The following is a 23297-nucleotide window of genomic DNA, read 5'->3' as shown; positions in this document are numbered from 1 at the left end:
GCCGCAGGCCGTCTGAAAACCCGTGATGCGGTTTTCAGACGGCCTCAGGCGGTTTTGATTACGGCCTGCCGCCGATTTTGTCTTCCTTGCCGGCCAGCAGTTTCCGAATATTGCTTTTATGCCGCACAATCACCAGCACGGCAATCACCAGCACCGCCCATGCCAGAGGCGCGGGCATCATAAAATAGGCCAAAACGGGGCTGAGCAGCGTGGCCGCCAGCGCGGCCAGCGACGATACCTTGAAACCGAAAGCCATCACCAGCCACACCGCCGCACAAATCAAGGCCACCGGCCACGACAGTCCGAGCAGCACGCCCACCGCCGTCGCCACGCCTTTACCGCCCTTAAAACCGAAAAACAGCGGCCACATATGTCCGACCAATGCCGCCACCGCCGCCATGCCCACGACACCGTCTTCCAACCCGAAACGCGTTTGCAGCACACGCGCCAACCATACGGCCAGCAGCCCTTTGAGCGCATCGCCCAGCAGCGTTAAAGCGGCAGCGGCTTTTTTCCCGCTGCGCAGCACATTGGTGGCACCCGGATTTCCCGAGCCGTAGGTGCGCGGATCGGCCATACCGAACCATTTGGAAACCATCACGGCAAACGACAGCGAACCGAGCAGATAGGCCATTAAAACAGTGGATACATTCACGAACATAAGCGGTTTTGCATTAGAATAACAGCGGGAATTTTAACTGAAACGGTACTTCTGATGGATAAAATTTTTCTGCACGGCCTCAAAGCCGATACCCTGATCGGCGTTTATGCCTGGGAGCGCGAACGCAGGCAGACCCTGATACTGGATTTAACCGTCGGCGTGCCGCCGCAAAGTGCCGCTTCGGACCGTATTGCCGACACCATCCACTACGGCGACGTGTGCCAAGCCGTGCGCGACAGTCTGGAAAAACAGGATTTCCTCCTGCTCGAAGCCCTGGCCGAACATACGGCCGCCCTCATCCTGCGTGATTTCGGCGCACTGTGGGTACGCGTGCGCGTGACCAAGCCCGGCATTCTGCCCGATGTCCGCGAAGTCGGCGTGGAAATCGAACGTCAGGCCGAACGTTAGCCGCATTGCCACTCCCCGAAAATCGGTACGGCCTGTTCCGGTCAGAAAATCCCCGTTTGGCGGGTTTGAGTCCCGCAGAAACCCGTTTTCAGACGGCCTGAGGCGGCCGAGCTGTCAATTTCCTGTCATAAAATGCGGGTAAGATGGCAGAATTTCTGATACGGATCATTGAGGACAGCATCATGTCGGAGCATATTTCTTCCCGCTTCAACGAAGAGCTTGAAAATGTACGCAGCGAAGTCATGCGCATGGGCGGCTTGGCCGAACAGCAGCTCAACGGTATCTTAGCGGTTATGCAGCATCTCGAAACCGATGCGTTCACGCCGATTATCGACGGCGACGAAGCATTGAACGATCTGGAAATCCAAATCGACGATGCCTGCCAAACCATTATCGCCCGCCGCCAGCCTGCCGCAGGCGACCTGCGCTTTGTGATGACGGTTATCCGGATTATCGTCGATCTGGAACGCATCGGAGACGAAATCAAAAAAATCGCCCTGATCGGTCAAGATCTGGCCAAACACCAACGCGCCACATCTGCCGACCTGCTGGGTGTGGCGCGTTTGGCACGGATCACGCAAGGCATGCTGCGCCGCGCATTGGACGCTTTCGCCCGACTGGATGCCGACGTTGTCATCGAGCTGACGGAAACCGACAAAATATTGGATCACGACTATCTCAGCCAATTGCGCAGCCGCATCACCTATATGATGGAAGATCCGCGCAGCATCGGCAGCAACATCGATATTCTGTTTATGGCGCGCAGCGTCGAACGCATCGGCGACCATGCCAAAAACATCGCCGAGCATGTGGTGTACCTGACCAAAGGCATCGATGTCCGCCACACGTCGCTGGAAGAAATCAAAAAAACCATCGCCTGAACCGGCAACTGCCGAAAAAGGCCGTCTGAAAACGCTGTTTCCCGTTTTCAGACGGCCTTTTTAGAGGGGATAGCATCAAAACTGCCGCATCTCAATGCGGCGGTTTTGCTTTTCACGGAATCAACTGTTCAATTCCTTAGCCAGATACAGCCAGGTTTCAATCACCGTATCGGGATTGAGCGAAACCGTATCAATGCCCTCTTCCACCAGCCATTTGGCAAAATCGGGGTGGTCAGACGGCCCCTGCCCGCAGATACCGACATATTTATTGTGCTTGCGGCAGGCGGAAATCGCCAAGTGCAGCATCACTTTTACCGCCGGATTGCGTTCGTCGAAAGTAGCGGCAATCGGACCGCCGCTGTCTCGGTCCACGCCCAGCGTCAGCTGGGTCATATCGTTCGAGCCGATAGAGAAGCCGTCGAAATATTGCAGGAACTGCTCGGCCAAAAGCGCATTGCTCGGCACTTCGCACATCATAATCAGACGCAGGCCGTTTTTACCGCGTTCCAAACCGTTGGCTTTCAAGGCTTTAATCACCGCTTCGGCCTCGGCCAGCGTGCGCACGAACGGAATCATGATTTCCACATTTGTCAAGCCCATCTCATCGCGCACGCGTTTGAGTGCCTGACATTCCAAGGCGAAACATTCCTTGAAATCGTCCGAAACATAGCGGGCGGCACCTCGGAAACCGATCATCGGATTTTCCTCGTGCGGCTCGTAACGGCTGCCGCCGATCAGGCCGGCGTATTCATTGGATTTGAAATCGGACATCCGCACAATCACTTTGCGCGGGTAAACCGAAGCGGCCAATGTCGCCACACCTTCGGCGATTTTGTCCACATAAAATGCCACCGGCGATTCATAACCGGCAATACGCGCTTCGATTTCTTCCTTGATGTCGTCATCTTGGCTGTCAAAGTCCAGCAAGGCTTTCGGGTGGATACCGATTTGGCGGTTGATAATAAACTCCATACGCGCCAAACCGATGCCTTCGCTGGGCAGACCCGAGAACGAAAATGCCAACTCGGGATTACCCACGTTCATCATGATTTTCACCGGTGAAGCGGGCATATTGTCCAATGCTACATCACTGACTTCCACATTCAGCAGACCGTCGTAAATAAAGCCGGTATCGCCCTCTGCACAGGATACGGTTACTTCCTGACCTTCGCTGAGCCGCTCGGACGCATCGCCGCAGCCGACCACGGCAGGAATACCCAGTTCGCGCGCGATAATCGCCGCATGACAGGTACGGCCGCCACGGTTGGTCACAATGGCTGCCGCACGCTTCATCACCGGCTCCCAATCCGGATCGGTCATATCGGTTACCAGAATATCGCCCGCTTTGACCGTATCCATTTCGGACGCGTCTTTAACCAGCCGCACTTTGCCTTGGCCGACTTTCTGGCCGATGGCACGGCCTTCGGCCAAAACGGTTTTCTCGCCGCTGATGCTGTAACGGCGCAGGCTGCGGCCGCTTTCCTCTTGCGATTTCACGGTTTCCGGACGTGCTTGGAGGATATAGAGCTTGCCGTCGATACCGTCTCGTCCCCATTCGATGTCCATCGGGCGGCCGTAGTGCTCTTCAATCATCACGGCATATTTGGCCAACTCGGTAATTTCTTCGGGGGAAATCGAGAAGCGGCGGCGGTCGGTTTCGGGTACATCGACCACCTGCACCGACTTGCCTGCCTGCGCCTTGTCGGTAAACGTCATTTTAATCAGCTTGGAACCGAGCGTTTTGCGCAAAATAGCCGGTTTGCCCGCTGCCAGTGTGGGCTTGTGGACATAAAATTCATCGGGATTGACCGCACCCTGCACCACAGTTTCGCCCAAGCCGTAAGAAGCGGTGATAAATACCACCTGGTCGAAACCGCTTTCGGTATCGATGGAGAACATCACCCCCGCCGCACCGCTGTCGGAACGCACCATGCGCTGCACGCCTGCGGACAAAGCCACCACATCGTGCGCAAAGCCTTTGTGGACACGGTAGGAAATGGCACGGTCGTTATAAAGAGAGGCAAACACATGCTTCATGGCCTCTTTGACATTTTCCAAACCGTTGATGTTCAAAAAAGTTTCCTGCTGGCCGGCAAACGAGGCATCAGGCAGGTCTTCCGCCGTGGCCGAAGAGCGCACTGCCACCGAAATCTGATCGCTGCCCGCATCGGCTACCATTTTTTCCCATGCTGCTTCCACAGCCTGATCCAATTCGGCCGGAAACGGGGTTTCCAAAATCCATTGGCGGATTTCCTTACCCACTCGCGCCAGCTCGGCCACATCTTCCACATCCAGCGCGGCCAATGCGGCCGAAATGCGCCCGTTCAGGCCGTTATGCGCCAAAAATGCGCGGTAAGCCTCGGCTGTGGTGGCAAAACCGCCGGGAACGCGTACGCCTTTTTCGGTGAGCTGGCTAATCATCTCGCCCAGAGAAGCATTTTTACCGCCCACGCGCTCGACATCGGTCATGCGCAGATTTTCAAACCAGATAACGTAATTTTCAGCCATTTTATTGTTCCGAAAGAAAGGTTGGAGACCAAGTGCAAAAACGGGAGATATTCTAATCTACTCGGCAGCAGCCCGCTATGCCGTCTGCGGTACAAAATGCGGCAAACCGTGCGGAAAATTGCCGAAACACCCGATTGTAACACGGTGAAATCCGGCCGGACAAAAACCGTATCAGAAACTAAATACTGCTTAATCCGCCGTTTAGCTGCCGCCCCTGCCGGTTTTACCGGCTGCCGTCTGCCGCATCAGCAAAAATAAAATTTCAATTTATACTCATTTATTGAAATTAAATGTGTATTTACATGCCCGCTTATTTTCATGTAGCAGAGTGTAGTATTTTAAACGCATGGTCAAAAAAGGCGTGTATTGCTATGATGCCGCCTGCCGTACTTGTCTTTATTTCAATCACAATGGATACCGTGCCGATGGCCAGACGACCCGCTTTTTTTATTTCCGACCGCACCGGCCTCACGTCCGAAAGCATGGGTGAGGCACTGCTGGAGCAGTTTCGCGATGTGCAGTTCAAGCGTGCCACCTACCCTTTTGTCGATACGCCCGAGAAGGCGCGCGCCATGGTGCAGATTATCGAGAAAACCGCCCAGCAGACGGCCTTGCGCCCGCTGGTTTTTTCCAGCATTGTCGATGAGGAAATCCGCAGCATCATCAAAAGCAGCCCCGGCCTGCACCTGAGTTTTTTCGATGCTTTTCTCGGCCAGCTGGAAGACGAATTGGGCATACAGGCGCGCCATACCGCAGGCGGGCGGCACGGTATCGGCGATACGGAACGTTACGATGCGCGCATGGAAGCGGTCAATTTTTCGCTCAATCACGACGACGGCATCAGCGATAAAGACCTGCAAAAAGCCGATGTGATTCTGATCGGGGTTTCGCGCAGCGGCAAAACGCCGACCTGCCTGTATCTGGCACTGCAATACGGCATCCGCGCGGCCAACTATCCGCTCACACCGGACGATTTGGACAATCCCGGCCTGCCGCCCATGCTGCGCAACCATCTCAACAAACTCTACGGCCTGACCATTCAGCCCGACCGGTTGGCGGAAATCCGCCAGGAACGCCGTCCTGATTCCCACTATGCCAGCCTGGCCACCTGCAAACGCGAAGTGGCCGAGGCGCAGGCCATGTTCCGCCGCTTCAATATCCCTTTCACCAATACCACGCAGAAATCGGTGGAGGAGCTGGCCGTCAGTATCATGCAGGCCTGTAAGCTGAAACGGCGTTTTTAACGCACGCGCAGGCAGAAGACGCCGCCGAAAAGGCCGTCTGAAAACGCATATCCCCCGACAGCGTTTTCAGACGGCCTGATGTATGACAGATTATAGATTACAGGCTCGAATGAGCCCGACAAAACAGTATTTTTGGGCAGCGGAAACTTAACGGATATGGATCACTTCCGCACCCGACGCCCTGCCCAGAATCAGCACATCTGCACCATTGCGGGCGAAAATGCCGTTTTCCACCACGCCGGTGATTTTATTGATTTCGTCTTCCAAAGTCAGCGGCTGGTTGATGTCGAGATGGTGGATATCGAGGATTTCGTGGCCGTTGTCGGTGGTAAAGCCCACGCGCAGTTCGGGTTCGCCGCCGAGTTTGAGCAGTTGGCGCGCCACCAGCGAACGGGCGGACGGAATCACTTCCACCGGCAGCGGAAAGCGGCCGAGTTTGGCCACATATTTGCTTTCGTCGGCAATGCAGACGAATTTGTCCGATGCGCTGGCCACGATTTTCTCGCCCAACAGAGCGCCGCCGCCGCCTTTAATCATTTGCAGGCTGTGGTTGATTTCGTCTGCCCCGTCGATATAGACGCCCAGCCGTATCACCTCGCGCAACGACACTTCGGGAATTTCAAATTTTGCCAGCAGTGCGGAAGTCGCGGAAGACGTGCTGACTGCACCTTTGATGCATTTGCCGCTGGCGGCCAGCTCTTCGATAAACAGATTGACGGTCGAGCCTGTGCCGATGCCGATGTATTCGTTTTCGGGGACAAATTCCACGGCTTTGCGGGCGGCAGTGCGTTTGAGTTCCTGCTGGTTCATGACGGGTTTCCTTATCGGGTGTTCAAGCGGTTTTCCATGCTGTTTGGTCTTGGAACAGACGGGCGGTATCGGCGGCCAGCAGCACCACGGCTTGTGCTTCAATAGCTTCGCAGCGGCCGAGATAGCCGAGTTTTTCGTTGGTTTTTCCTTTAATGTTCACCGCCTCCACGGGCAAACCCAAATCGGCGGCAATGTTTGCGCGCATCGCATCGATATGGGGACGCAGCTTGGGCTGCTGGGCGATGACGGTGCTGTCCACATTGACAACCTGCCAACCGGCACGGCGCACAGCCTGATAGGCAGTACGCAGCAGCACGCGGCTGTCGGCATCTTTGTTTTCGGCGGCGGTGTCGGGAAACAGTTTGCCGATGTCGCCCAAGGCTGCCGCCCCCAGCAGCGCATCGGTGAGCGCGTGCAGCAGCGCATCGGCATCGGAGTGGCCGAGCAGGCCTTTGTCGAACGGAATGGCCACACCGCCGAGAATCAGCGGGCGGCCGGGAACCAGTTGGTGGACATCGTAACCCTGTCCAATACGGATATTCATGATTCGTCCTCCGACGGGTGCGCCAGCAGCAGGCGCACAATGTATTCGTCTTGCGGCAAAGTGAGTTTGAGATTGCGGCTGTCTCCCGTTACCAGCTTCACCGCTGCGCCTGCGGCTTCGAGTGCCGAGGCTTCATCGGTCATCTGCGCGGCATCGGCGGCGGCGAGCGCGCGGCGGAGCAATCCGGCCGGTGCCGCCTGCGGCGTTTGCGCCTGCCAAAGCATACAGCGGGAAACGGTTTCATCAATGATCATGCCGTCGGCCGAACGTTTTAAAGTATCGGCAACGGGCAAAGCCAAAATGGCACAACCGCCGTCTCCGACTGCGGCCAACAGACGGTCGAGCGCGGGGCGCGGCAGGCAGCAGCGGGCGGCATCGTGTACCAAAACGCAGTCCTGATCCGCAACCGCCCCGCTTGCCGACAGCGCGGCCAAGCCGTTGGATACGGTTTCGGCACGGCTGGCACCGCCGTTGCGCAAAACACGGAGTTTGGAAAAAGCGGCCGTCTGAATTTCGCCGTCAAACCATGTATCCTGCGGCGAAATCACCACGGCTACAGCGTCAATCTGCGGGTGGCGTTCAAAGACGGTCAAGGTGTGCGCCAACACACTCTGCCCGGCCAGTGACACATACTGTTTGGGCCTGTCTGCGCCGAAACGCTCGCCGACACCGGCGGCGGGAATCAGGGCGATGCGGCGCACGGCTACGCTTTCTCCTGCAAACTGCCGCGCCACGCGCAGCGGCCGCCCGCCGCCTGATCCAAGCCGTCGAGATAGGCTTCGTGTTCGGCGCATTCTTCCGGCGAAGCGGCCTGCACTTTTAAAAACTGCGGGCGCGGACGACTGAGGGCGGATACCGTACCGCCGCTGTCCGCTTCCAGCGTGTCCACCAGACTGAACTGGCTGCGCGTCATCGCCAGATAAACTTCGGCCAGCAGTTCGCAGTCGATCAGCGCGCCGTGGAACACGCGCTTGCTGCGGTCCACCTCGAAACGGGTACACAGCGCGTCCAAACTGGCTTTCTGTCCGGGAAACATTTCGCGCGCCATCGCCAGCGTGTCGATAACCTCACAGCCCAGCTCTTTCACATTCGGCAAGCCGATGCGCTTAAATTCCATATCCAGAAAGCCGACATCGAATTTGGCGTTGTGGATAATCAGCTCCGCCCCGCGCAGATAATCGGCTATCCGCTGCCCGACTTCGGCAAACGGCGGCGCGTTTTCCGCTTCCAGTTTTTCCAGCGTGATGCCGTGCACCGCCACCGCACCTTCGGGAATATCGCGTTCGGGGTGCATATAAAGGTGCAGCGCGTCGCCGGTCAGGCGGCGGTTGATCATTTCGATACCGGCAAACTCAATCATGCGGTCGCCCGTGGCGGGGTCAAAGCCGGTGGTTTCGGTATCCAGAATAATTTGTCGGCGTGCCATATTGTTTTTCTACCAAGTCTGACGCAGGCTGTTCCAGCCGTTTTGGATTTCGCTGCCCAAGCGGCGGCCGAGCAGGCGGGTCAGTTCATCATCTTCGGGCGTGTAGTCCACCAGTTCGGGCGCATCGAATTCATCGCGCGAAACGCTGTAAATATCGCCGAAACCGTCAATCAGGCCGGCTTTCTGCGCTTCGTTGCCGGTGTAGATACGGCCGCTGAACAAATCGGGAAACTGCTGCTCTTTCAGACGGCCTTTGCGCCCTTCGCGCACCGCTTTGATAAATTCCTGATGGATATCGTTGAGCATTTCCTGCCAAATGGCCTGCTGCTCGGGCGTTTCCGGCGAAAACGGATCGCCCATACCCTTATTGCCGCCCGCAATGCGCAGGCGGCGTTTGACACCCAGTTTGTCCATCAGGCCGGTAAAATCGAAACCGCCGCCGATCACGCCTATGCTGCCGATGAGACTGGACGGGTCGGCATAAATTTTATCTGCCGCCGCCGCGATGTAGTAGCAGCCCGATGCGCACATATCTTCGGCCACCACATAAACCGGCACTTCGGGATTGTCCGCTTTCAGACGGCGTATTTCCTTAAAGGCGGTATTGGCCATCACGGGCGAGCCGCCCGGGCTGTCGGCGCGGATAATAATCCCTTTCACGCTGCTGTTGGCATAAGCGGCCTCCAAGCCTTCGCGCAACAGCGCGGCCTGATCGCGGCTGCCGCCGATTTCGCCGTTGAGCCGGATGACGGCCGTATGCGGTTTGCTGGCCGGCCGGCTGCCGCCCGACATGCTGAAACCGCCCCCGCAACTGTGGAGCGTAAACAGCGTGGCGGCAAACAGCAGCGCGGATACGCCCCGCCAGACATTGCGCCAGAAACGCGCGCTGCGCTGGTCGCGGTAGGCCGTCTGAATCAGCCCCTCCACCACCTGACGTTCCCACGGCTGCGCCGCAGCATCCGGCAGCCCGTTTACACTGTCGCGCTTCTCTTCTTCCCGACGGATTTTGAAAGTCATTTTGAATCCATAAATTTCAGACGGCCTCAACCGCACAACCGCGCGGATTATAGCACCGCATACCGCGTTTCGGTAGGCGGGTTTTCCGGCCGCTTCCCGCCTAAACCGCCAGCAGCGCGGGCAATTCGGCCAAACAGCCGATGACTGCCGACGGATTCGCCTGCCGCAACTGCGCCTCATCGTGCGCGCCGGTCGTAACGGCCACCGCCTGCGCCCCGGCCGCAAGCGCCATCTGCACATCGTAAACCGTATCGCCCACCACCCACACGCAGGACGGCAGCACACCCAGTTCGCCACAGATTTCCCGCACCATATCCGGCGCGGGCTTGGAAGGACATTCGTCCGCGCAGCACGTGGTTTCCCAATAATCCGCCGTACCGGTTTGGACGATGGCTTTATCCAGCCCCGCCCGCCCCTTGCCCGTCGCCACCGCCAGGCGGAAACCCGCCGTTTTCAGCGCGTCCAGACAGGGCAGCGCATCATCGAACAGACGCATACCGCCGTTATTGGGATTGAGCGTACCGAGCATATAGCTGCGCATAATGCGCGCCTGCACACTGCTGTCGCAATCGGCCGCCAAACGCGCCACCATCACCGGCAGGCTGTAACCGATCAGCTGCCTGACTGTTTCAGACGGCGGCGGTGTCAGACCGTTTTCGGCAAACGCCGCACGCATAGCGGCCACAATCGGCCCAGCCGTATCGGCCAGCGTGCCGTCCCAATCGAAAATAATGACCTGAGGCCGCTTGTCGGACGCAAATTGTGTGTTAGTATAATACATTGACGACTTTCAAATTATTACAATCCAGATATTCTACAAACATTTCTTTTCAAGGAATACCGACCATGGGCATCAAAAACCAAGCCATGCTGATTACCTATGCCGACAGCTTGGGCAGCAACCTGAAAGATTTAAAAAGCGTGTTGGAAAAGCACATGGACGGCGTGATCGGCGGTATCCACATACTGCCTTTCTTCCCCTCTTCCGGCGACCGCGGTTTCGCGCCGATGGACTATACACAGGTCGATCCCGCATTCGGCAACTGGGAAGATGTGCGCGTGCTGGCAGAAAAATACGATCTGATGTTTGATTTTATGGTCAACCACATTTCCGCCCAATCGCCCTATTTCCAAGATTTTCTGGCCAACAAAGACGAATCCGCCTACCGCAGCCTCTTTATCCGCTACAAGGAATTCTGGCCCGGCGGCGAGCCGACAGCCGAACAGGTAGACGCCATCTACAAGCGCAAGCCGCGCGCACCCTACCGCATGGCGGAATTTTCAGACGGCACTTCGGAAAAAGTGTGGTGTACCTTTGACGAAGAACAGGTGGATTTGGACGTTACCGCCCCCGTGACCAAACAGTTCATCAAAGACAATCTGACCTTTTTGGCCCGGCAGGGTGCATCGATTATCCGCCTGGACGCTTTTGCCTATGCCAACAAGCGCATCGGTACCGACTGTTTCTTTGTCGAACCCGACATCTGGCAGACGCTGAAAGAATGCGCCGATACGCTGGATGCGCACCAGGTTGCCGTACTGCCCGAAATCCACGAACACTACACCATTCAGCTGAAAATCGCCGAACACGGTTATTACGTATACGATTTCGCCCTACCCATGCTGGTGCTGCACACCCTGTTCAGCGGCCGCGTAGACCGCCTGGCACACTGGCTGGCCGTCTGCCCGCGCAAACAGTTCACCACGCTGGACACGCACGACGGTATCGGCGTGGTGGACGTAAAAGACCTGATGACGGACGAAGAATGCGAAGCCACCCGCGAAGCTCTGTATGCACAAGGTGCCAACGTCAAGAAAAAATACAGCAGCGCGGAATACAACAATCTGGACATCTATCAGATCAACTGCACCTACTATTCCGCCTTGGGCAACAACGACCAAGCCTATATTCTGGCACGGGTGTTGCAATGTTTCGCACCGGGTATTCCGCAAATTTACTACGTCGGCCTGCTGGCGGGTGAAAACGACATCGAGCTTTTGGAGCGCACCAAAGAAGGCCGCAACATCAACCGCCATTACTACACGCTGGCGGAAATCGACGAAACCGTGCGCCGTCCCGTGGTACAGCAACTGTTCAATCTGCTGAAATTCCGCAACACTTCGCCTGCTTTCGACGGCGAATTCAGCGTCAACACCTTGGACGAGAACCGGCTGGAAATCGTGTGGGACAACACCGAAGCGGGCGTATCCGCCAAACTGCTCGCCGATGCAGCCGCCAAAACCTTCGAAATCACCGAAACTTTGGGCGGCACAACCCGCAGCATTATATTGTAAATAACGGACACGCCGTACACCCTGTTGCGCAGCGGATGATGCGGCTGTTTTTTCAGACGGCCTGCGGCACAGTTTGCCGCCAATATGCCGCAGCCGTTTTTTCCACGAACAGGCAGAAACCTTTATGAATACCGCCGCACGCACCGCACTTACCCTGCGCCAAATCATGCTGATGAACTTCGGCTTCTTCGGCATTCAGTACAGCTTTGCCTTGCAGCAGAGTGCCGTCAATCCGATTTACCAGTTTCTCGGTGCCAATCCGGCCGAACTGCCGCTGCTGAATGCCGCAGGTCCGGTTACCGGCCTGATAGTGCAGCCGATTATCGGCGCACTTTCCGACCGCACCTGGGTGCACCGCCTCGGACGGCGGCGGCCGTATTTCCTGATCGGCGCCATCGGGTGCAGCATCGCGCTGTTCCTGTTCCCGCACGTAACCGCACTGTGGATGGCCGTGCTGATGCTGTGGCTGCTCGACATCAGCAACAATACCGCGATGGAACCCTACCGTGCCTTTGTCGCCGACACGCTGCCGGAAAACCAGCGCAGCAAGGGCTTCTTGATGCAGTCGATGTTTACCGGTTTCGGCGCCATCTTGGCCAACCTGTCGATGCCGCTGTTTCAAAGCACCATTTCCGGCACGGCCGCTTCGGGCATTCCGTATTGGGTATACGGATCGTTCTATATCGGTGCATTCTGCTCCATCGGCACCGTGCTGATTTCCGTATTCTCCACGCAGGAATACCCGCCGAGCAAGGCCGAATTGGCGGCCATACGCGCCAAACCGCGCGGCCTGATGGGTTTGGTGGAAGCGCTCAAAGACATTACTGCGGCCATTTTCCAAATGCCGTCCGCACTGCGGCGGCTGGCTTTGGTATACCTGTTCCAATGGTATGCCCTGTTTATCTACTGGCAGTTCGTTACGCCCACCATGGCTAAAACTGTCGCTTGGGATTTGTCGGGCGGCAAGACCGCGCTCGAACTGGCCGCCGCACACACCGGTATTGTCAACGGCTTCTACAACTTCATTACCTTTATTGCCGCCTTCGGCCTGATTTACTTTACCCGCCGCTATGCCGCCAAATATATCCATGCCGTCTGCGTGGCACTGGCGGCGGCCGCCCTGCTGGTCTTCCCCTTGATTTCGCACCCCTACCTGCTGCTGGTACCGATGATCGGTTTCGGCATCGCCTGGGCATCGATGATGGGTATTCCCTTCCTGATCGTCACAGCCGAAATTCCGCAGGCGCGTCTGGGTACTTACATGGGCATCATCAATATGATGATTGTGATTCCGATGCTGATTCAGACCTTTACTTTCGGCAGCATTTTTGAAACCGTTCTGGGCGGCGACCCCGTCCGCGCCATGACGACTGCCGGGCTGATGCTGGCAGCCGCTTCGGTACTGACCCTCTTTATCCGCACCAAACAGCGTCCCGAAGGGACAGAGGCCGTCTGAAAACACCGGGCACAGCGACAAAAATACAGACCGGCCGGGAAAGCTGTCCCGGCCGGTTTTTCCATACCGTATTTTCAGACGGCCTCTGTATCCGAACCGATATACTGCCGGCTTTTTTCGGCAATAAAGTCGATAAAGCTGCGTACTTTGGCAGTCAGATAGGCACGGTCGGTATACGCAGCATACAGCGTAACGCCCTTGTGGCGGTACTGCGGCAGCACCCTGTGCAGACTGCCGTCGGCCAGACTGCCGCGTGCCAGCCATTCGGGCATAAAACCGATACCGGCACCGCTGCGTATCAGACTGTGAATCATAATGCTGTTGTTACTGCGCATCACGTGCGACATCGGATAAGGCACCTGCCGGCCCGCCTCATCTTCCAACACATCGAGAGCGGCCGTATAGGCCGGCAGCACCAGCCGGTGTTGCGCCAGGCCGGCAATGTCCTCAGGCAGCCCGTAACGGCCGGCATAAGCGGCGGACGCCACCATATAAAAATGCACCTCGCCCAATTTGCGTACAATCAGAGACGGATTCGGTTCGCGCGATACCCGCAACGCCAGATCGTAACCTTCGGCAATCAGATTGCTGAGCTTGTTTTCCAGCGTGATATTGAGTGACACATCGGGATAACGTTCCGAATATTCACACAGGTAGGCAGCAAAAAAATCATTGGCAAACCACAGCGGTGCCGTGATTTTCAACTCGCCCTGCGGCACTTCGCGCCCGCCTGCGGCCTTTTCTGCCGCATTGTCCAGCATATCCAGCGCATAACTGCTTTCGCGGTAATACTGGCTGCCGGCTTCGGTCAGGTGCAGGCTGCGGCTGTTGCGCATCAACAGCTTGGCACCGATGCTTTTTTCCAGATGGCTGACATATTTGCTGGCCATGGCATTGGAAATATTGAGTTTGTCGGCCGCCTTGGTAAAACTGCCGCACTCGACCACTTGGCGGAATACTTTCAGGCTGAACAGGGTATCCATACTTTCTTGTCAAGAAATGGTGCATCAACGCGCGGATTCTATCCCAGCAGCCGACAAACCGCTATACTGCAACTTCCTTTCCGCCCGCGTGCGGACAACCTCCACCTTTTCAGAAAGCCCCTATGAACGCCCTGTCTAAATTCCAACCTGTACTGCTGTCGGTTTTGCGCATCGTTACCGCCTATCTCTTTATGCTCCACGGCACGGCCAAACTGTTCGGTATGCCGTATATGGAATACTTTGCCGATTTGCAGCTCTTCTCCCTGCCCGGTCTGGCCGGTATTTTGGAAGTATTCGGCGGCCTGCTGCTCCTGCTGGGCCTGTTTACCCGTCCGGTTGCCTTTATCCTGTCCGGCCAGATGGCGGTTGCCTATTTTATGGCACACGCAGCCAAAGCCCCGCTGCTGCCGCTGATGAACGGCGGCGAACCGGCCGTCCTGTTCTGCTTTGTCTTTCTCTACCTGTCTGCCGCAGGCGGCGGTGCATGGGCCTTGGACAACCTGCGCGGCAAACGCTGACCCGCACCTGTTTTCCCATACTTGAATCCATCAATCCATAAGGAAACCGTTATGACTTACCAAACCGTCCAACAGGCGGCCGAAACCCGCCGCTCCGTTTACGCCCTCAACCGCAACCTGCCGCTGCCGGCTGCCGAAGTGGCCGACATCGTCAAACACGCCGTACTGCACACCCCGTCTTCTTTCCATTCGCAATCCACCCGCGTGGTGGTGCTGTTCGGCGCGGAACACGAAAAACTGTGGCAGTTTGCCGAAGACGCGCTGCGCGCCGTCGTCCCGGCGGAAAATTTTGCCGCTACCGAACAGAAACTGAATATGTTCAAAGCGGCGGCCGGTTCCGTGCTGTTTTTTGAAGACCAAGACGTCGTCAAAAGCCTGCAGGAAAAATTCCCAACCTACGCCGACAATTTTCCCGTCTGGGCGGAACATACCGATGCCATGCACCAATATGCCGTCTGGACCACGCTGGCCGCAGCGGGCATCGGCGCCAATCTGCAACACTACAACCCGCTGATTGACGCGGCCGTTGCGCGCGAATGGCAGATTCCCGCCACTTGGACGCTGCGCGCGCAAATGGTGTTCGGCGGTATCGGACAGGCCGCAGGCGAGAAAACTTTTGCACCGTTGGAAGGCCGCTTCGCCGTCCACGGCCTGTAATGCAGCACCGGCACGCCCGGGCCGTCTGAAACAGGTAGCGGATTTTTGTGCAGCCAAAACGGGCGCAGCAGGTTTCCCGCACTGCGCATTCAGACGGCCTGACAGCACGGGTTTTCCCGCCACACCGATTTTGTTATCATATTACTTTTCTTCAACAGCGGATTTTTCCGCTGTTTTTGCTGTTTTGATGACACCCCCATGACACACACCTCCCCCGTCCCCCACCCCAAACGGCTGCTGTTTGCGCTTGCGCTCGGCGGTTTCAGCATCGGCACCACCGAATTTGCCGCCATGGGGCTGGTTCCCCAAATCGCTGCCGATTTGGCCGTCAGCGAACCGCAGGCGGGGCATCTGATTTCGGCCTACGCGCTGGGCGTGGTCGTCGGTGCGCCCGCCATTGCCGTGCTGGGGGCGCGGCTGTCGCGGCGCACGCTGCTGTTGTGGCTGATGACGGCTTTTTCGCTCAGCCATCTGGCTGCCGCCGTGGCCGAAAGTTATCCCGCCCTGTTGGTTTGGCGGTTTGTCAGCGGCCTGCCGCACGGCGCGTTTTTCGGCGTGGGCGCGACGGTGGCCGCTTCACTGGTTCCGCCCGCACGGCGTGCGCAGGCTGTCGGCCTGATGATGACGGGCCTGACAGTGGCCTGCATTGTCGGTGTCCCTGCCGTTGCGTGGCTCGGCCAATCGGCAGGCTGGCGCAGCTGCTTTCTGATTGTGTCCGTACTGGCCGCCGCCACCGCAGCCGCCGTGGCCGTTTTCCAGCCGAAAAACCATATGCAGGGCGGCGATATGTCGCCACTGCGCGAATTGGGCGCACTGGCCAACCGGCAGGTCTGGCTGACGCTTTTTACCGGCGCGATCGGCTTCGGCGGCCTGTTTGCCGTATACACCTACATCGCACCCACGCTGACGGAAGTAACCCGCGTATCCGAAGCGGCCGTGCCGCCCGTACTGGCACTGTTCGGCGTGGGCATGACGCTGGGCAATATTGTGGTGCCGCGCTTTGCCGGCGGCCGCCGTCTGATGCCCTGCATTGCCGCCCTGTTGATGTGGAGTGCACTGTCTCTGGCGTTCTTCCCGTGGGCGGCACAATTGCTGTGGGCGGTCTGCCTGATTGTCGTGCTCATCGGCATCGGTGCCAGTATCGGCACACTGATGCAGGTGCGCCTAATGGACGTTGCCCCCACCGCGCAAACCATGGCGGGCGCACTCAATAACAGCGCGTTCAACGTCGCCAACGCCCTGGGGCCGTTTCTCGGCGGTTTGGCCATTCAGGCAGGATACGGCTGGACATCCACCGGCACCGTCGGCTGCCTGCTCGCGCTGGGCGGACTCGCCATCTGGTATGTTTCCTACCGCAGCGACCCCGCCCTGCACCGTCCCGCCGACAAACCGGCCGTCTGAAACAGTCGCACGTTTTTAAAAAATCCAAACAGCAATACACAAGTAGGTCGGATACTGGTATCCGACAATCGGCAACAACAAACTTACCGGTTTCAAAAAAACTGACAAAATCAACATAAGGTCGGATTCGAAAATCCGACCTACCTATCCCGTACCTATACCGCAGCTTTTCAAATCCGACAAAATCCACCAAGACAAAGCGGTCATTCCTGCCTGTTGCAGAGGCCGTCTGAAACCGGAAAATCTGCAACAGCAGAAACGTAGGTCGGATTCTTGAATCCGACAACCAACTGACAAAATCAACAACTGTCGGATTTGAAAATCCGACCTGCATCAGGGCAAGTTCCGTACGAAGCCAAACAGGCAATACGGAAACCGCACAAGTAGGCCGGATTCCCGAATCCGGCATCAAACCATACAGAATCTCCATACACGATTAAAGTAGGCCTGTTATGGTTCGATTCCCAAGCCCCTTCTATCCCTGACACAGGCCGCCTGAATAATACAATGCAGCGTTTCAGACGGCCTGATACGGCAGGCTTTCCCGCAAACAGCCGTTCAGTTTCCGCCGCGCATCGCTTATAATTGTCAGATTATTGTCCCCTTTACCGCAAAGGCCGCCGCCATGTCCGACTTCCGCCAAGATTTTCTCCGATTCGCGCTCGAACAAAACGTTTTAAAATTCGGCGAATTCACCACCAAAGCCGGCCGCCTGTCGCCCTATTTCTTCAACGCCGGGCTGTTTAACGACGGTGCGTCCACCCTCGCGCTGGCGCGTTTCTACGCCCGGGCAATCATCGAGAGCAAAATCCGCTTCGATATGCTGTTCGGCCCCGCCTACAAAGGCATTATTCTGGCCGCCGCCACCGCCATGATGCTGGCGGAACAAGGCATCAACGTGCCGTTTGCCTACAACCGCAAAGAAGCCAAGGACCACGGCGAAGGCGGCGTATTGGTGGGCGCGCCGCTCAAAGGCCGCGTGCTGATTATCGACGATGTGATTTCGGCCGGCACATCGGTGCGCGAATCGGTAAAACTGATAGAAGCCGAAGGTGCAGTTCCCGCCGCCGTCGCCATCGCGCTCGACCGCATGGAAAAAGGCACGGGAGAACAGTCGGCCGTACAGGAAGTCGAACAGCAGTACGGCCTGCCCGTCATCGCCGTCGCCAATCTGCGCGACCTGCTCGCCCTCCTGGAAAACCGCGCCGAATTGGCCGCGCACCTCGAACCCGTCCGCGCCTACCGCGAACGCTACGGCGTGGCCTGAACGTCCGCACAGGCCGTCTGAATATGCACACCGCTTCCGTTTTCGTCCGCGATTTCCGCGAAGCCGCGCCCTATATCCATTATCTGCGCGGTAAAACACTGGTTATCGGCTTGGCCAGCGCCCTGCTGGATCCGCCCGTGCTGCGCGCACTGGCCGCCGATCTCAACCTGCTGTCCGGCCTGGGGGTCAGGCTCGTACTGGTGCACGGTTCCCGCCGCCAAATCAACCGCCTGACCGAAGCCGCCGGCCACACACCGCGTTACCACCGAAACCGCCGCATCACCGACGAAACCGCCCTGGCTGCGGCCAAACAGGCCTGCGGCCTGCTGCGCGCCGACATCGAAGCCGCACTCTCCGCCGCCATGAGCCAGTCGCCGCAACGCGGACTGCGCCCCAATACAGCTTCGGGCAACTATCTTTCCGCCCGCCCCTACGGCATCATCGACGGAATCGATATGGGCTACACCGGCCGCGTGCGCAAAATCGATGCCGACAGCATCCGCCGCCATCTGGATCATGCCGTCGTCCTCATCAGCCCCTTGGGCGCATCGCTGGGCGGTCAAACCTACAACCTGAGCATGACCGACATCGCACGCGATACCGCCGTGGCACTGGGTGCGGAAAAACTGATTTTCCTCACCGAACAGGACGGCATTCTCGACCGTTCAGACGGCCTGATTTCCAACCTTTCCGCCCCCGAAGCGCGCAAACTGCTGGCAGACGGCCTGATTGATGCCGCGCAGACACGCGTTTTGGAAGCGGCGGTTTACGCGGTGGAAAACGGTGTGGCGCGCAGCCAGATTCTGTCGGGACTGGCCGACGGCGGCCTGATCGGCGAACTGTTCACCCGCAACGGTACCGGCACCTCGCTGTCCAACGCGCCCTTTATGAATATCCGCGCCGCGCGCAACCGCGACATTCCGCACATCACCGCCCTGATCCGCCCGCTGGAAGCGGCCGGCATTCTGCGCCCGCGCAGCCGCCGCTATCTGGAAGAACACATCCGCGAATTCTGGGTTTTGGAACACGACCGCCACATCTACGGCTGCGCTGCGCTGAAACACCACGGCAAAACGGCCGAACTGGCCTGTCTGGCCGTTTCGCCCGACACGCAGGACAGCGGCTACGGCGAACACCTGCTCAAACACATCGCCGCACAAGCCCGCGCAGGCGGTGCCGACACCCTGTTCGCCCTGACGACCCACACCGGCGACTGGTTTGCCGAACGCGGTTTTCAGACGGCCTCCCCCGATGAGCTGCCGCCGCAGCGGCTGGCCGAATACCGCGAAAACGGCCGCCGGTCGAAAATCTTCAAACTCGCCCTGTCATGAACCCCGCCGCCGACAAAGCCGAACTGCGCCGCCGCTTCCGCCGCGCCCGTCTCCACCTGCCGCGCGATACCCGCCGGCGGGCCGAAGCGGCCGTTGTCCGCCGCCTTAAACCGCTGGTCAAACGCGGGTGCAAAATCGCGCTGTATTGGCCGGTAGGCAGCGAAATGTCGCTGCTGGCTCTGGTGAAAACCGCCCGACAGCGCGGCGCACAGGTTTACCTGCCCTACATCGAACGCGGCCGCCTGCGCCTGTGGTTCACGCCCTACCGTCCGAATCAGACGGCCGAACGCGCCAAAGGCCGTCTGAAAATCCCCCAATTTGCAGGCAAACGCATCCGTGCCGACAAGCTGCACACACTCATCATTCCCGTCGTCGCCGCCGACCGGCAGGGTTTCCGCCTCGGTCAGGGCGGCGGCTATTACGATGCCACGCTGGCACGCTGCCCGTTTGCACCCAGGCGCATCGCCGCCGGTTTTGCCTGCCAGCTGGCCGACCGTCTGCCGCACGAGTCGCACGACCGCCCACTGCACGCTTTTGTTTCCGAACGTCATTACCTGCGTTTCTGACCACCCTGCCCGTCCCGCCTTTGCCGCTTCTTTACATTAGGCCGCCTTTAAATTCCGCCTGCGCGCGCCATGTTAGGCACCTGCCCGATTCAGAAAGGAAAGACACCATGCAGCCCGTATCCTACGCTTCCACTTATCCGCATACCTGCAACAAAGCCCTGTATGTCGCCATGGCACTGCTCTTCGGCAGTTTCGGCGTCCACAAATTCTGTGCCGGACGGGTTTGGGCGGGCATTCTGTATTTTCTGTTCAGCTGGACGTTTATTCCCGGTGTGGTCGGTATCATCGAAGGCATTCTGGCCGCTTTCAAGCCCACCGATTCGCTGGGCGCGATTGTGGTTTAAACCGCCCGGCCGCAAAAAACCTCTGTACGGAATCTGAACCGTACAGAGGTTTTTCATGGCCATGACCCGGTCCGCTACGCTCCGCGCAGGGCTTTGGGCAGTACAAACACAATACTTTCGGCCGCGCCTTCGCCTTCGACAACGGTTTCATGCCCCCATTCGCGTATGCGCGACACCACCTCCTGCACCAGCACTTCCGGTGCCGACGCCCCCGCCGTCACGCCGACTTTCTGTTTGCCTGCAAACCATTGCGCTTCCAGATAGGAGGCATTGTCCACCATATACGCATCCACGCCCAAATTGGCCGCCACTTCGCGCAGGCGGTTGCTGTTGGACGAAGCGGGCGAACCGACCACAATCACAATATCGCATTCGGCCGCCAAATCTTTGACCGCTTTCTGGCGGTTGGTCGTCGCATAGCAGATGTCTTCTTTGTGCGGGTTTTTAATGGTGGGGAAGCGCGCCTGCAAGGCGGCGATGATGTCGCGCGTTTCATCGACCGACAAAGTCGTCTGGCTGACATAAGCCAGCTTGTCGGGATTGTCCGGCACCAAAGCGGCCACATCGTCCACGGTTTCCACCAGCAGCATTTTGCCTTCCGGCAGCTGCCCCATCGTGCCTTCCACTTCGACATGCCCCGCATGGCCGATCATGATAATCTGATAACCCTGCTCGTCCAGCCGCGCCACCTCTTTATGCACTTTGGTCACCAGCGGGCAGGTGGCATCGAATACCTGAAACCCGCGCGCCGCCGCTTCGGCCTGCACCGCCTTGCTCACGCCGTGCGCCGAATAAATCAGCGTCGCACCTTCGGGCACATCGGCCAGATCGTCGATAAATACCGCGCCTTTTTCGCGCAGATTGTCCACCACAAACCGGTTGTGCACGACTTCGTGCCGCACATAAACCGGCGCGCCGTATGCTTCCAGCGCGCGCTCGACAATGCTGATGGCACGATCCACACCTGCGCAGAAGCCGCGCGGGTTGGCCAGCGTAATGGTTTTGTCGTTCACGGTTCTATATCCTTGCCAAAGCCGTTTTCAGACGGCCTGTTCCGTCTTTTTCTTCGGCTGTTTGAAGCCGTCGATTACCAGCAGTACCGCGCCGGTGCAGATAAAGCAGTCTGCTACGTTGAAAGTGGGGTAATACCAGTTTTGCCAGTAAAACAGAAAATAATCGACGACATGGCCGTGTTGCAGGCGGTCGGCCACATTGCCCAATGCGCCGCCGATAATCATCGCGGCGCCCCATTTGCCCCAGGCGCCGAACTCGTCTTTCACTATGCTGCGTGCCAGCCAGATGCAGATAACCGCCGCCAGCACCAGAAAAAAATATTTCTGCCAGCCGCCCGCGTCGGCCAGAAAGCTGAATGCCGCACCGGGGTTGTACACCAAAGTGAGGTCGAAAAAACCGGGAATCACATTAAGCCGTTCGGCATACTCAAATTTCGACAAAACCAGTATTTTGCTCAATTGGTCGGCCGCAAAAGCGGCAACAGCCAGTAAAAAATAGGGAAGTTTGGAAGTTTTCTGCATATTCTGTGTTTTCAGACGGCCACAATCAGGGCGGCATTGTAAACCGATTCGCCGCCCCGATGAAGCCGGTTTACGTAAAGGTGCGGCTAAAAGCGGTTTTTCCAGTCGCGCAGGGCAGCAAACCGCGCCTCAGGCGTGTCGTCCGTTTCAGGCATTTCGCGCCGGACGGCCGCACGCACCGCAGGTTGCATGATGCGCAGAAACGGATTGATGCGCCGCTCGTGCGCCAGCGTAACCGGCAGCGTGGGGGTATCGGCGGCCGCTGTCTGTGCGGCGGCGATGTCGCTATTGTCCGGCTCGATATGGGCGGCAAAATCCAGATTGGCGGCGGTGTATTCGTGGGCGGGATAAAACAGGGTATCGGGCGGCAGACTGTCGAAGCGTTGCAGGCTGCGGTACAAATCCTGTGCCGTGCCGCTGAACACGCGCCCGCAGCCGGCGGAAAACAGCGTATCGCCGCAGAAAACGTGCAGGCGGCCGTCCGAACCGTGCAGCAGATAGGCCAAGTGTTGGTCGGTATGCCCCGGCACCGCCCACACTTCGGCACGGCAGCCCGCAAAGCCCAACACACTGCTCCCGGAGGCATCATGGGTGCGCGCCGCAATATCGCCGCCGCCGAACACGCGGCAGTCGGGAAACTGTTTTTTCAAATCTTCTATGCCGCCGGTATGGTCGCCGTGCAGGTGGGTAATCCATATTTGGGCGAGCCGCAGACGGTTTCGTTGCAGGTACTCGGCCACCGGCGCGCTCTGTCCCGGATCGATGCACACCGCTTCGCCGTCCGACACCAGCAGCCAGATATAATTATCGTCAAATGCCGTTACCGGCTCGATACGCATCATGTCCTTTCCCCTCCGTTTTCCAACAGCCAGTTTTGCAGGCCGATAATGGTTTTCGCGTCCTGAATGCGGCCGTCTGAAAGCGCGGCGCGCACTTGTTTTCGATCCAGCAGCACGGTTTCGACAAATTCGTCGGCATCGGGCGACAAGCCGCTGTCCCCGCGCACGCCGTGAGCCCGGTAGAGATACATTTTTTCGTCGCAGAAACCGGGTGCGGTGTAGAACACGGCAATCAGGGATACGCGCCCGGCCGTATAAGGCGTTTCTTCGGCCAATTCGCGCAAAGCACATTGCGCCGGGTCTTCGCCCGCATCCAGCTTGCCGGCCGGCAGTTCGAGCAGCGCGCCGCCTGCCGGATGCCGCCACTGGCGCACCAGCACCGCACGGTTGTCGTCCGTTACCGCCAACACACAGGCCGCGCCGGGGTGGCGCACCACGATCCGCCGCCCTTCGCCGCCGTCGGGCAGGCGCACGCGGTCGTGGGAAATGTTCAGAAACGAACCGTCGAAAACCGGCTCGCTGTCGATCAGGGTTTCGGTCAAATCCATCAAACAGCCTCTTTTCCAACAGGGGACGCACGGCGCGGGCAAACCGGTCAAACGGCGC

The 23297-nt window shown here is 58.2% G+C and carries 25 protein-coding genes; 12 read left to right on the top strand and 13 right to left on the bottom strand.

Annotated elements, in window-relative coordinates; all coding sequences use genetic code 11:
- Nucleotides 1–58 precede the first annotated feature (58 nt).
- Nucleotides 59–661, bottom strand: coding sequence for a glycerol-3-phosphate 1-O-acyltransferase PlsY (gene plsY, locus ORY85_RS10505; protein WP_274570772.1), 603 nt, complete (start codon nucleotides 659–661; stop codon nucleotides 59–61).
- 54 nt (nucleotides 662–715) lie between these two features.
- Here plsY and folB point away from each other — a divergent pair, with 54 nt between their 5' ends.
- Together folB and phoU are read left to right on the top strand one after the other, a co-directional pair.
- Nucleotides 716–1069: a dihydroneopterin aldolase gene (gene folB, locus ORY85_RS10500; protein ID WP_274570773.1), complete on the top strand. Its 354-nt coding sequence runs from the start codon at nucleotides 716–718 to the stop codon at nucleotides 1067–1069.
- A gap of 182 nt (nucleotides 1070–1251) precedes the next feature.
- A complete protein-coding gene (gene phoU, locus ORY85_RS10495) occupies nucleotides 1252–1950 on the top strand; it encodes a phosphate signaling complex protein PhoU (RefSeq protein WP_274570774.1) in 699 nt (232 codons plus the stop codon).
- Nucleotides 1951–2070: 120 nt separating this feature from the next.
- Here the strand turns inward: phoU and ppsA are convergent, their stop codons facing one another.
- A complete protein-coding gene (ppsA, locus tag ORY85_RS10490) occupies nucleotides 2071–4458 on the bottom strand; it encodes a phosphoenolpyruvate synthase (RefSeq protein ID WP_274570775.1) in 2388 nt (795 codons plus the stop codon).
- Nucleotides 4459–4883: 425 nt separating this feature from the next.
- Here ppsA and ORY85_RS10485 point away from each other — a divergent pair, with 425 nt between their 5' ends.
- Nucleotides 4884–5702, top strand: coding sequence for a pyruvate, water dikinase regulatory protein (locus ORY85_RS10485; RefSeq protein WP_274570997.1), 819 nt, complete (start codon nucleotides 4884–4886; stop codon nucleotides 5700–5702).
- Between the two features lie 147 nt (nucleotides 5703–5849).
- Here ORY85_RS10485 and rpiA read toward each other — a convergent pair whose 3' ends face one another.
- The 6 genes from rpiA to ORY85_RS10455 form a co-directional block, all read right to left on the bottom strand.
- Entirely contained in the window at nucleotides 5850–6512 is a 663-nt protein-coding gene (gene rpiA / locus ORY85_RS10480) for a ribose-5-phosphate isomerase RpiA (protein ID WP_274570776.1), read from the bottom strand.
- A 22-nt stretch (nucleotides 6513–6534) separates the two neighbouring features.
- Complete coding sequence (gene ispF, locus ORY85_RS10475) at nucleotides 6535–7056, bottom strand: 2-C-methyl-D-erythritol 2,4-cyclodiphosphate synthase (protein WP_274570777.1); 522 nt, start codon at nucleotides 7054–7056, stop codon at nucleotides 6535–6537.
- Nucleotides 7053–7790 carry a 2-C-methyl-D-erythritol 4-phosphate cytidylyltransferase gene (gene ispD, locus ORY85_RS10470; RefSeq protein WP_274570778.1) on the bottom strand — a complete coding sequence of 246 codons (738 nt, stop codon included), beginning with the start codon at nucleotides 7788–7790 and terminating at the stop codon, nucleotides 7053–7055. The genes ispF and ispD overlap by 4 nt, the downstream gene beginning before the upstream one ends.
- Complete coding sequence (gene dnaQ / locus ORY85_RS10465) at nucleotides 7760–8482, bottom strand: DNA polymerase III subunit epsilon (protein WP_274570779.1); 723 nt, start codon at nucleotides 8480–8482, stop codon at nucleotides 7760–7762. The genes ispD and dnaQ overlap by 31 nt, the downstream gene beginning before the upstream one ends.
- Before the next feature lie 9 nt (nucleotides 8483–8491).
- A complete protein-coding gene (locus tag ORY85_RS10460; protein ID WP_274570780.1) occupies nucleotides 8492–9499 on the bottom strand; it encodes a S49 family peptidase in 1008 nt (335 codons plus the stop codon).
- A gap of 100 nt (nucleotides 9500–9599) precedes the next feature.
- Entirely contained in the window at nucleotides 9600–10280 is a 681-nt protein-coding gene (locus ORY85_RS10455) for an HAD-IA family hydrolase (protein WP_274570782.1), read from the bottom strand.
- 65 nt (nucleotides 10281–10345) lie between these two features.
- On the opposite strand from ORY85_RS10455, the gene gtfA reads away from it, so the two are divergent.
- Together gtfA and ORY85_RS10445 are read left to right on the top strand one after the other, a co-directional pair.
- Complete coding sequence (gene gtfA, locus ORY85_RS10450) at nucleotides 10346–11794, top strand: sucrose phosphorylase (protein ID WP_274570783.1); 1449 nt, start codon at nucleotides 10346–10348, stop codon at nucleotides 11792–11794.
- A 124-nt stretch (nucleotides 11795–11918) separates the two neighbouring features.
- Nucleotides 11919–13250, top strand: coding sequence for an MFS transporter (locus ORY85_RS10445; RefSeq protein WP_274570784.1), 1332 nt, complete (start codon nucleotides 11919–11921; stop codon nucleotides 13248–13250).
- A 74-nt stretch (nucleotides 13251–13324) separates the two neighbouring features.
- Here the strand turns inward: ORY85_RS10445 and ORY85_RS10440 are convergent, their stop codons facing one another.
- Nucleotides 13325–14233 carry a LysR family transcriptional regulator gene (locus ORY85_RS10440; protein WP_274570785.1) on the bottom strand — a complete coding sequence of 303 codons (909 nt, stop codon included), beginning with the start codon at nucleotides 14231–14233 and terminating at the stop codon, nucleotides 13325–13327.
- A 122-nt stretch (nucleotides 14234–14355) separates the two neighbouring features.
- On the opposite strand from ORY85_RS10440, the gene ORY85_RS10435 reads away from it, so the two are divergent.
- The 7 genes from ORY85_RS10435 to ORY85_RS10405 all read left to right on the top strand — a co-directional run bounded on the left by ORY85_RS10435 (nucleotide 14356) and on the right by ORY85_RS10405 (nucleotide 20317).
- Nucleotides 14356–14751, top strand: a complete 396-nt coding sequence (locus ORY85_RS10435) for a DoxX family protein (protein ID WP_274570786.1) — start codon at nucleotides 14356–14358, stop codon at nucleotides 14749–14751.
- 51 nt (nucleotides 14752–14802) lie between these two features.
- The gene (locus tag ORY85_RS10430; protein WP_274570787.1) at nucleotides 14803–15408 is read left to right on the top strand and encodes a nitroreductase family protein; all 606 of its coding nucleotides are present in this window, start codon (nucleotides 14803–14805) and stop codon (nucleotides 15406–15408) included.
- A 198-nt stretch (nucleotides 15409–15606) separates the two neighbouring features.
- Nucleotides 15607–16809 (top strand): MFS transporter, encoded by a 1203-nt coding sequence (locus ORY85_RS10425; RefSeq protein ID WP_274570789.1) that lies wholly within the window; start codon nucleotides 15607–15609, stop codon nucleotides 16807–16809.
- 625 nt (nucleotides 16810–17434) lie between these two features.
- Nucleotides 17435–18076 carry an orotate phosphoribosyltransferase gene (gene pyrE / locus ORY85_RS10420; RefSeq protein ID WP_274570790.1) on the top strand — a complete coding sequence of 214 codons (642 nt, stop codon included), beginning with the start codon at nucleotides 17435–17437 and terminating at the stop codon, nucleotides 18074–18076.
- 23 nt (nucleotides 18077–18099) lie between these two features.
- A complete protein-coding gene (argA, locus tag ORY85_RS10415) occupies nucleotides 18100–19407 on the top strand; it encodes an amino-acid N-acetyltransferase (RefSeq protein WP_274570791.1) in 1308 nt (435 codons plus the stop codon).
- Nucleotides 19404–19973 (top strand): 5-formyltetrahydrofolate cyclo-ligase, encoded by a 570-nt coding sequence (locus ORY85_RS10410; protein WP_274570792.1) that lies wholly within the window; start codon nucleotides 19404–19406, stop codon nucleotides 19971–19973. The genes argA and ORY85_RS10410 overlap by 4 nt, the downstream gene beginning before the upstream one ends.
- A 107-nt stretch (nucleotides 19974–20080) precedes the next feature.
- The gene (locus ORY85_RS10405; RefSeq protein ID WP_274570793.1) at nucleotides 20081–20317 is read left to right on the top strand and encodes a TM2 domain-containing protein; all 237 of its coding nucleotides are present in this window, start codon (nucleotides 20081–20083) and stop codon (nucleotides 20315–20317) included.
- 74 nt (nucleotides 20318–20391) lie between these two features.
- Here the strand turns inward: ORY85_RS10405 and ispH are convergent, their stop codons facing one another.
- The 4 genes from ispH to ORY85_RS10385 all read right to left on the bottom strand — a co-directional run bounded on the left by ispH (nucleotide 20392) and on the right by ORY85_RS10385 (nucleotide 23239).
- Entirely contained in the window at nucleotides 20392–21330 is a 939-nt protein-coding gene (gene ispH / locus ORY85_RS10400; protein ID WP_274570794.1) for a 4-hydroxy-3-methylbut-2-enyl diphosphate reductase, read from the bottom strand.
- 27 nt (nucleotides 21331–21357) lie between these two features.
- On the bottom strand, nucleotides 21358–21852 hold the full coding sequence (lspA, locus tag ORY85_RS10395) for a signal peptidase II (protein ID WP_274570795.1): 495 nt from the start codon (nucleotides 21850–21852) through the stop codon (nucleotides 21358–21360).
- Nucleotides 21853–21938: 86 nt separating this feature from the next.
- Nucleotides 21939–22691: a hydroxyacylglutathione hydrolase gene (gene gloB, locus ORY85_RS10390; RefSeq protein ID WP_274570998.1), complete on the bottom strand. Its 753-nt coding sequence runs from the start codon at nucleotides 22689–22691 to the stop codon at nucleotides 21939–21941.
- On the bottom strand, nucleotides 22691–23239 hold the full coding sequence (locus ORY85_RS10385) for an NUDIX hydrolase (RefSeq protein WP_274570796.1): 549 nt from the start codon (nucleotides 23237–23239) through the stop codon (nucleotides 22691–22693). Before ORY85_RS10385 ends, gloB begins: the two co-directional genes overlap by 1 nt.
- Nucleotides 23240–23297 lie beyond the last annotated feature (58 nt).

Source organism: Neisseria leonii (assembly GCF_028776105.2).
Classification (GTDB): Bacteria; Pseudomonadota; Gammaproteobacteria; order Burkholderiales; family Neisseriaceae; genus Neisseria; species Neisseria leonii.
This window is presented reverse-complemented; position numbering and strand designations above follow the sequence as displayed.

Excerpts from the sequence above, each read along its gene's own strand:
- ORY85_RS10485 (WP_274570997.1), top strand. The coding sequence starts at position 4,884 with ATGGCCAGACGACCCGCTTTTTTTATTTCCGACCGCACCGGCCTCACG.
- folB (WP_274570773.1), top strand. The coding sequence starts at position 716 with ATGGATAAAATTTTTCTGCACGGCCTCAAAGCCGATACCCTGATCGGC.
- pyrE (WP_274570790.1), top strand. The coding sequence starts at position 17,435 with ATGTCCGACTTCCGCCAAGATTTTCTCCGATTCGCGCTCGAACAAAAC.
- lspA (WP_274570795.1), bottom strand. The coding sequence starts at position 21,852 with ATGCAGAAAACTTCCAAACTTCCCTATTTTTTACTGGCTGTTGCCGCT.
- dnaQ (WP_274570779.1), bottom strand. The coding sequence starts at position 8,482 with ATGGCACGCCGACAAATTATTCTGGATACCGAAACCACCGGCTTTGAC.
- ORY85_RS10460 (WP_274570780.1), bottom strand. The coding sequence starts at position 9,499 with ATGACTTTCAAAATCCGTCGGGAAGAAGAGAAGCGCGACAGTGTAAAC.
- argA (WP_274570791.1), top strand. The coding sequence starts at position 18,100 with ATGCACACCGCTTCCGTTTTCGTCCGCGATTTCCGCGAAGCCGCGCCC.
- phoU (WP_274570774.1), top strand. The coding sequence starts at position 1,252 with ATGTCGGAGCATATTTCTTCCCGCTTCAACGAAGAGCTTGAAAATGTA.
- plsY (WP_274570772.1), bottom strand. The coding sequence starts at position 661 with ATGTTCGTGAATGTATCCACTGTTTTAATGGCCTATCTGCTCGGTTCG.
- ppsA (WP_274570775.1), bottom strand. The coding sequence starts at position 4,458 with ATGGCTGAAAATTACGTTATCTGGTTTGAAAATCTGCGCATGACCGAT.
- ORY85_RS10435 (WP_274570786.1), top strand. The coding sequence starts at position 14,356 with ATGAACGCCCTGTCTAAATTCCAACCTGTACTGCTGTCGGTTTTGCGC.
- gloB (WP_274570998.1), bottom strand. The coding sequence starts at position 22,691 with ATGCGTATCGAGCCGGTAACGGCATTTGACGATAATTATATCTGGCTG.
- ORY85_RS10430 (WP_274570787.1), top strand. The coding sequence starts at position 14,803 with ATGACTTACCAAACCGTCCAACAGGCGGCCGAAACCCGCCGCTCCGTT.
- ORY85_RS10410 (WP_274570792.1), top strand. The coding sequence starts at position 19,404 with ATGAACCCCGCCGCCGACAAAGCCGAACTGCGCCGCCGCTTCCGCCGC.
- rpiA (WP_274570776.1), bottom strand. The coding sequence starts at position 6,512 with ATGAACCAGCAGGAACTCAAACGCACTGCCGCCCGCAAAGCCGTGGAA.
- ORY85_RS10440 (WP_274570785.1), bottom strand. The coding sequence starts at position 14,233 with ATGGATACCCTGTTCAGCCTGAAAGTATTCCGCCAAGTGGTCGAGTGC.
- ispF (WP_274570777.1), bottom strand. The coding sequence starts at position 7,056 with ATGAATATCCGTATTGGACAGGGTTACGATGTCCACCAACTGGTTCCC.
- ORY85_RS10455 (WP_274570782.1), bottom strand. The coding sequence starts at position 10,280 with ATGTATTATACTAACACACAATTTGCGTCCGACAAGCGGCCTCAGGTC.
- ORY85_RS10425 (WP_274570789.1), top strand. The coding sequence starts at position 15,607 with ATGACACACACCTCCCCCGTCCCCCACCCCAAACGGCTGCTGTTTGCG.
- ORY85_RS10405 (WP_274570793.1), top strand. The coding sequence starts at position 20,081 with ATGCAGCCCGTATCCTACGCTTCCACTTATCCGCATACCTGCAACAAA.
- ORY85_RS10385 (WP_274570796.1), bottom strand. The coding sequence starts at position 23,239 with ATGGATTTGACCGAAACCCTGATCGACAGCGAGCCGGTTTTCGACGGT.
- ORY85_RS10445 (WP_274570784.1), top strand. The coding sequence starts at position 11,919 with ATGAATACCGCCGCACGCACCGCACTTACCCTGCGCCAAATCATGCTG.
- gtfA (WP_274570783.1), top strand. The coding sequence starts at position 10,346 with ATGGGCATCAAAAACCAAGCCATGCTGATTACCTATGCCGACAGCTTG.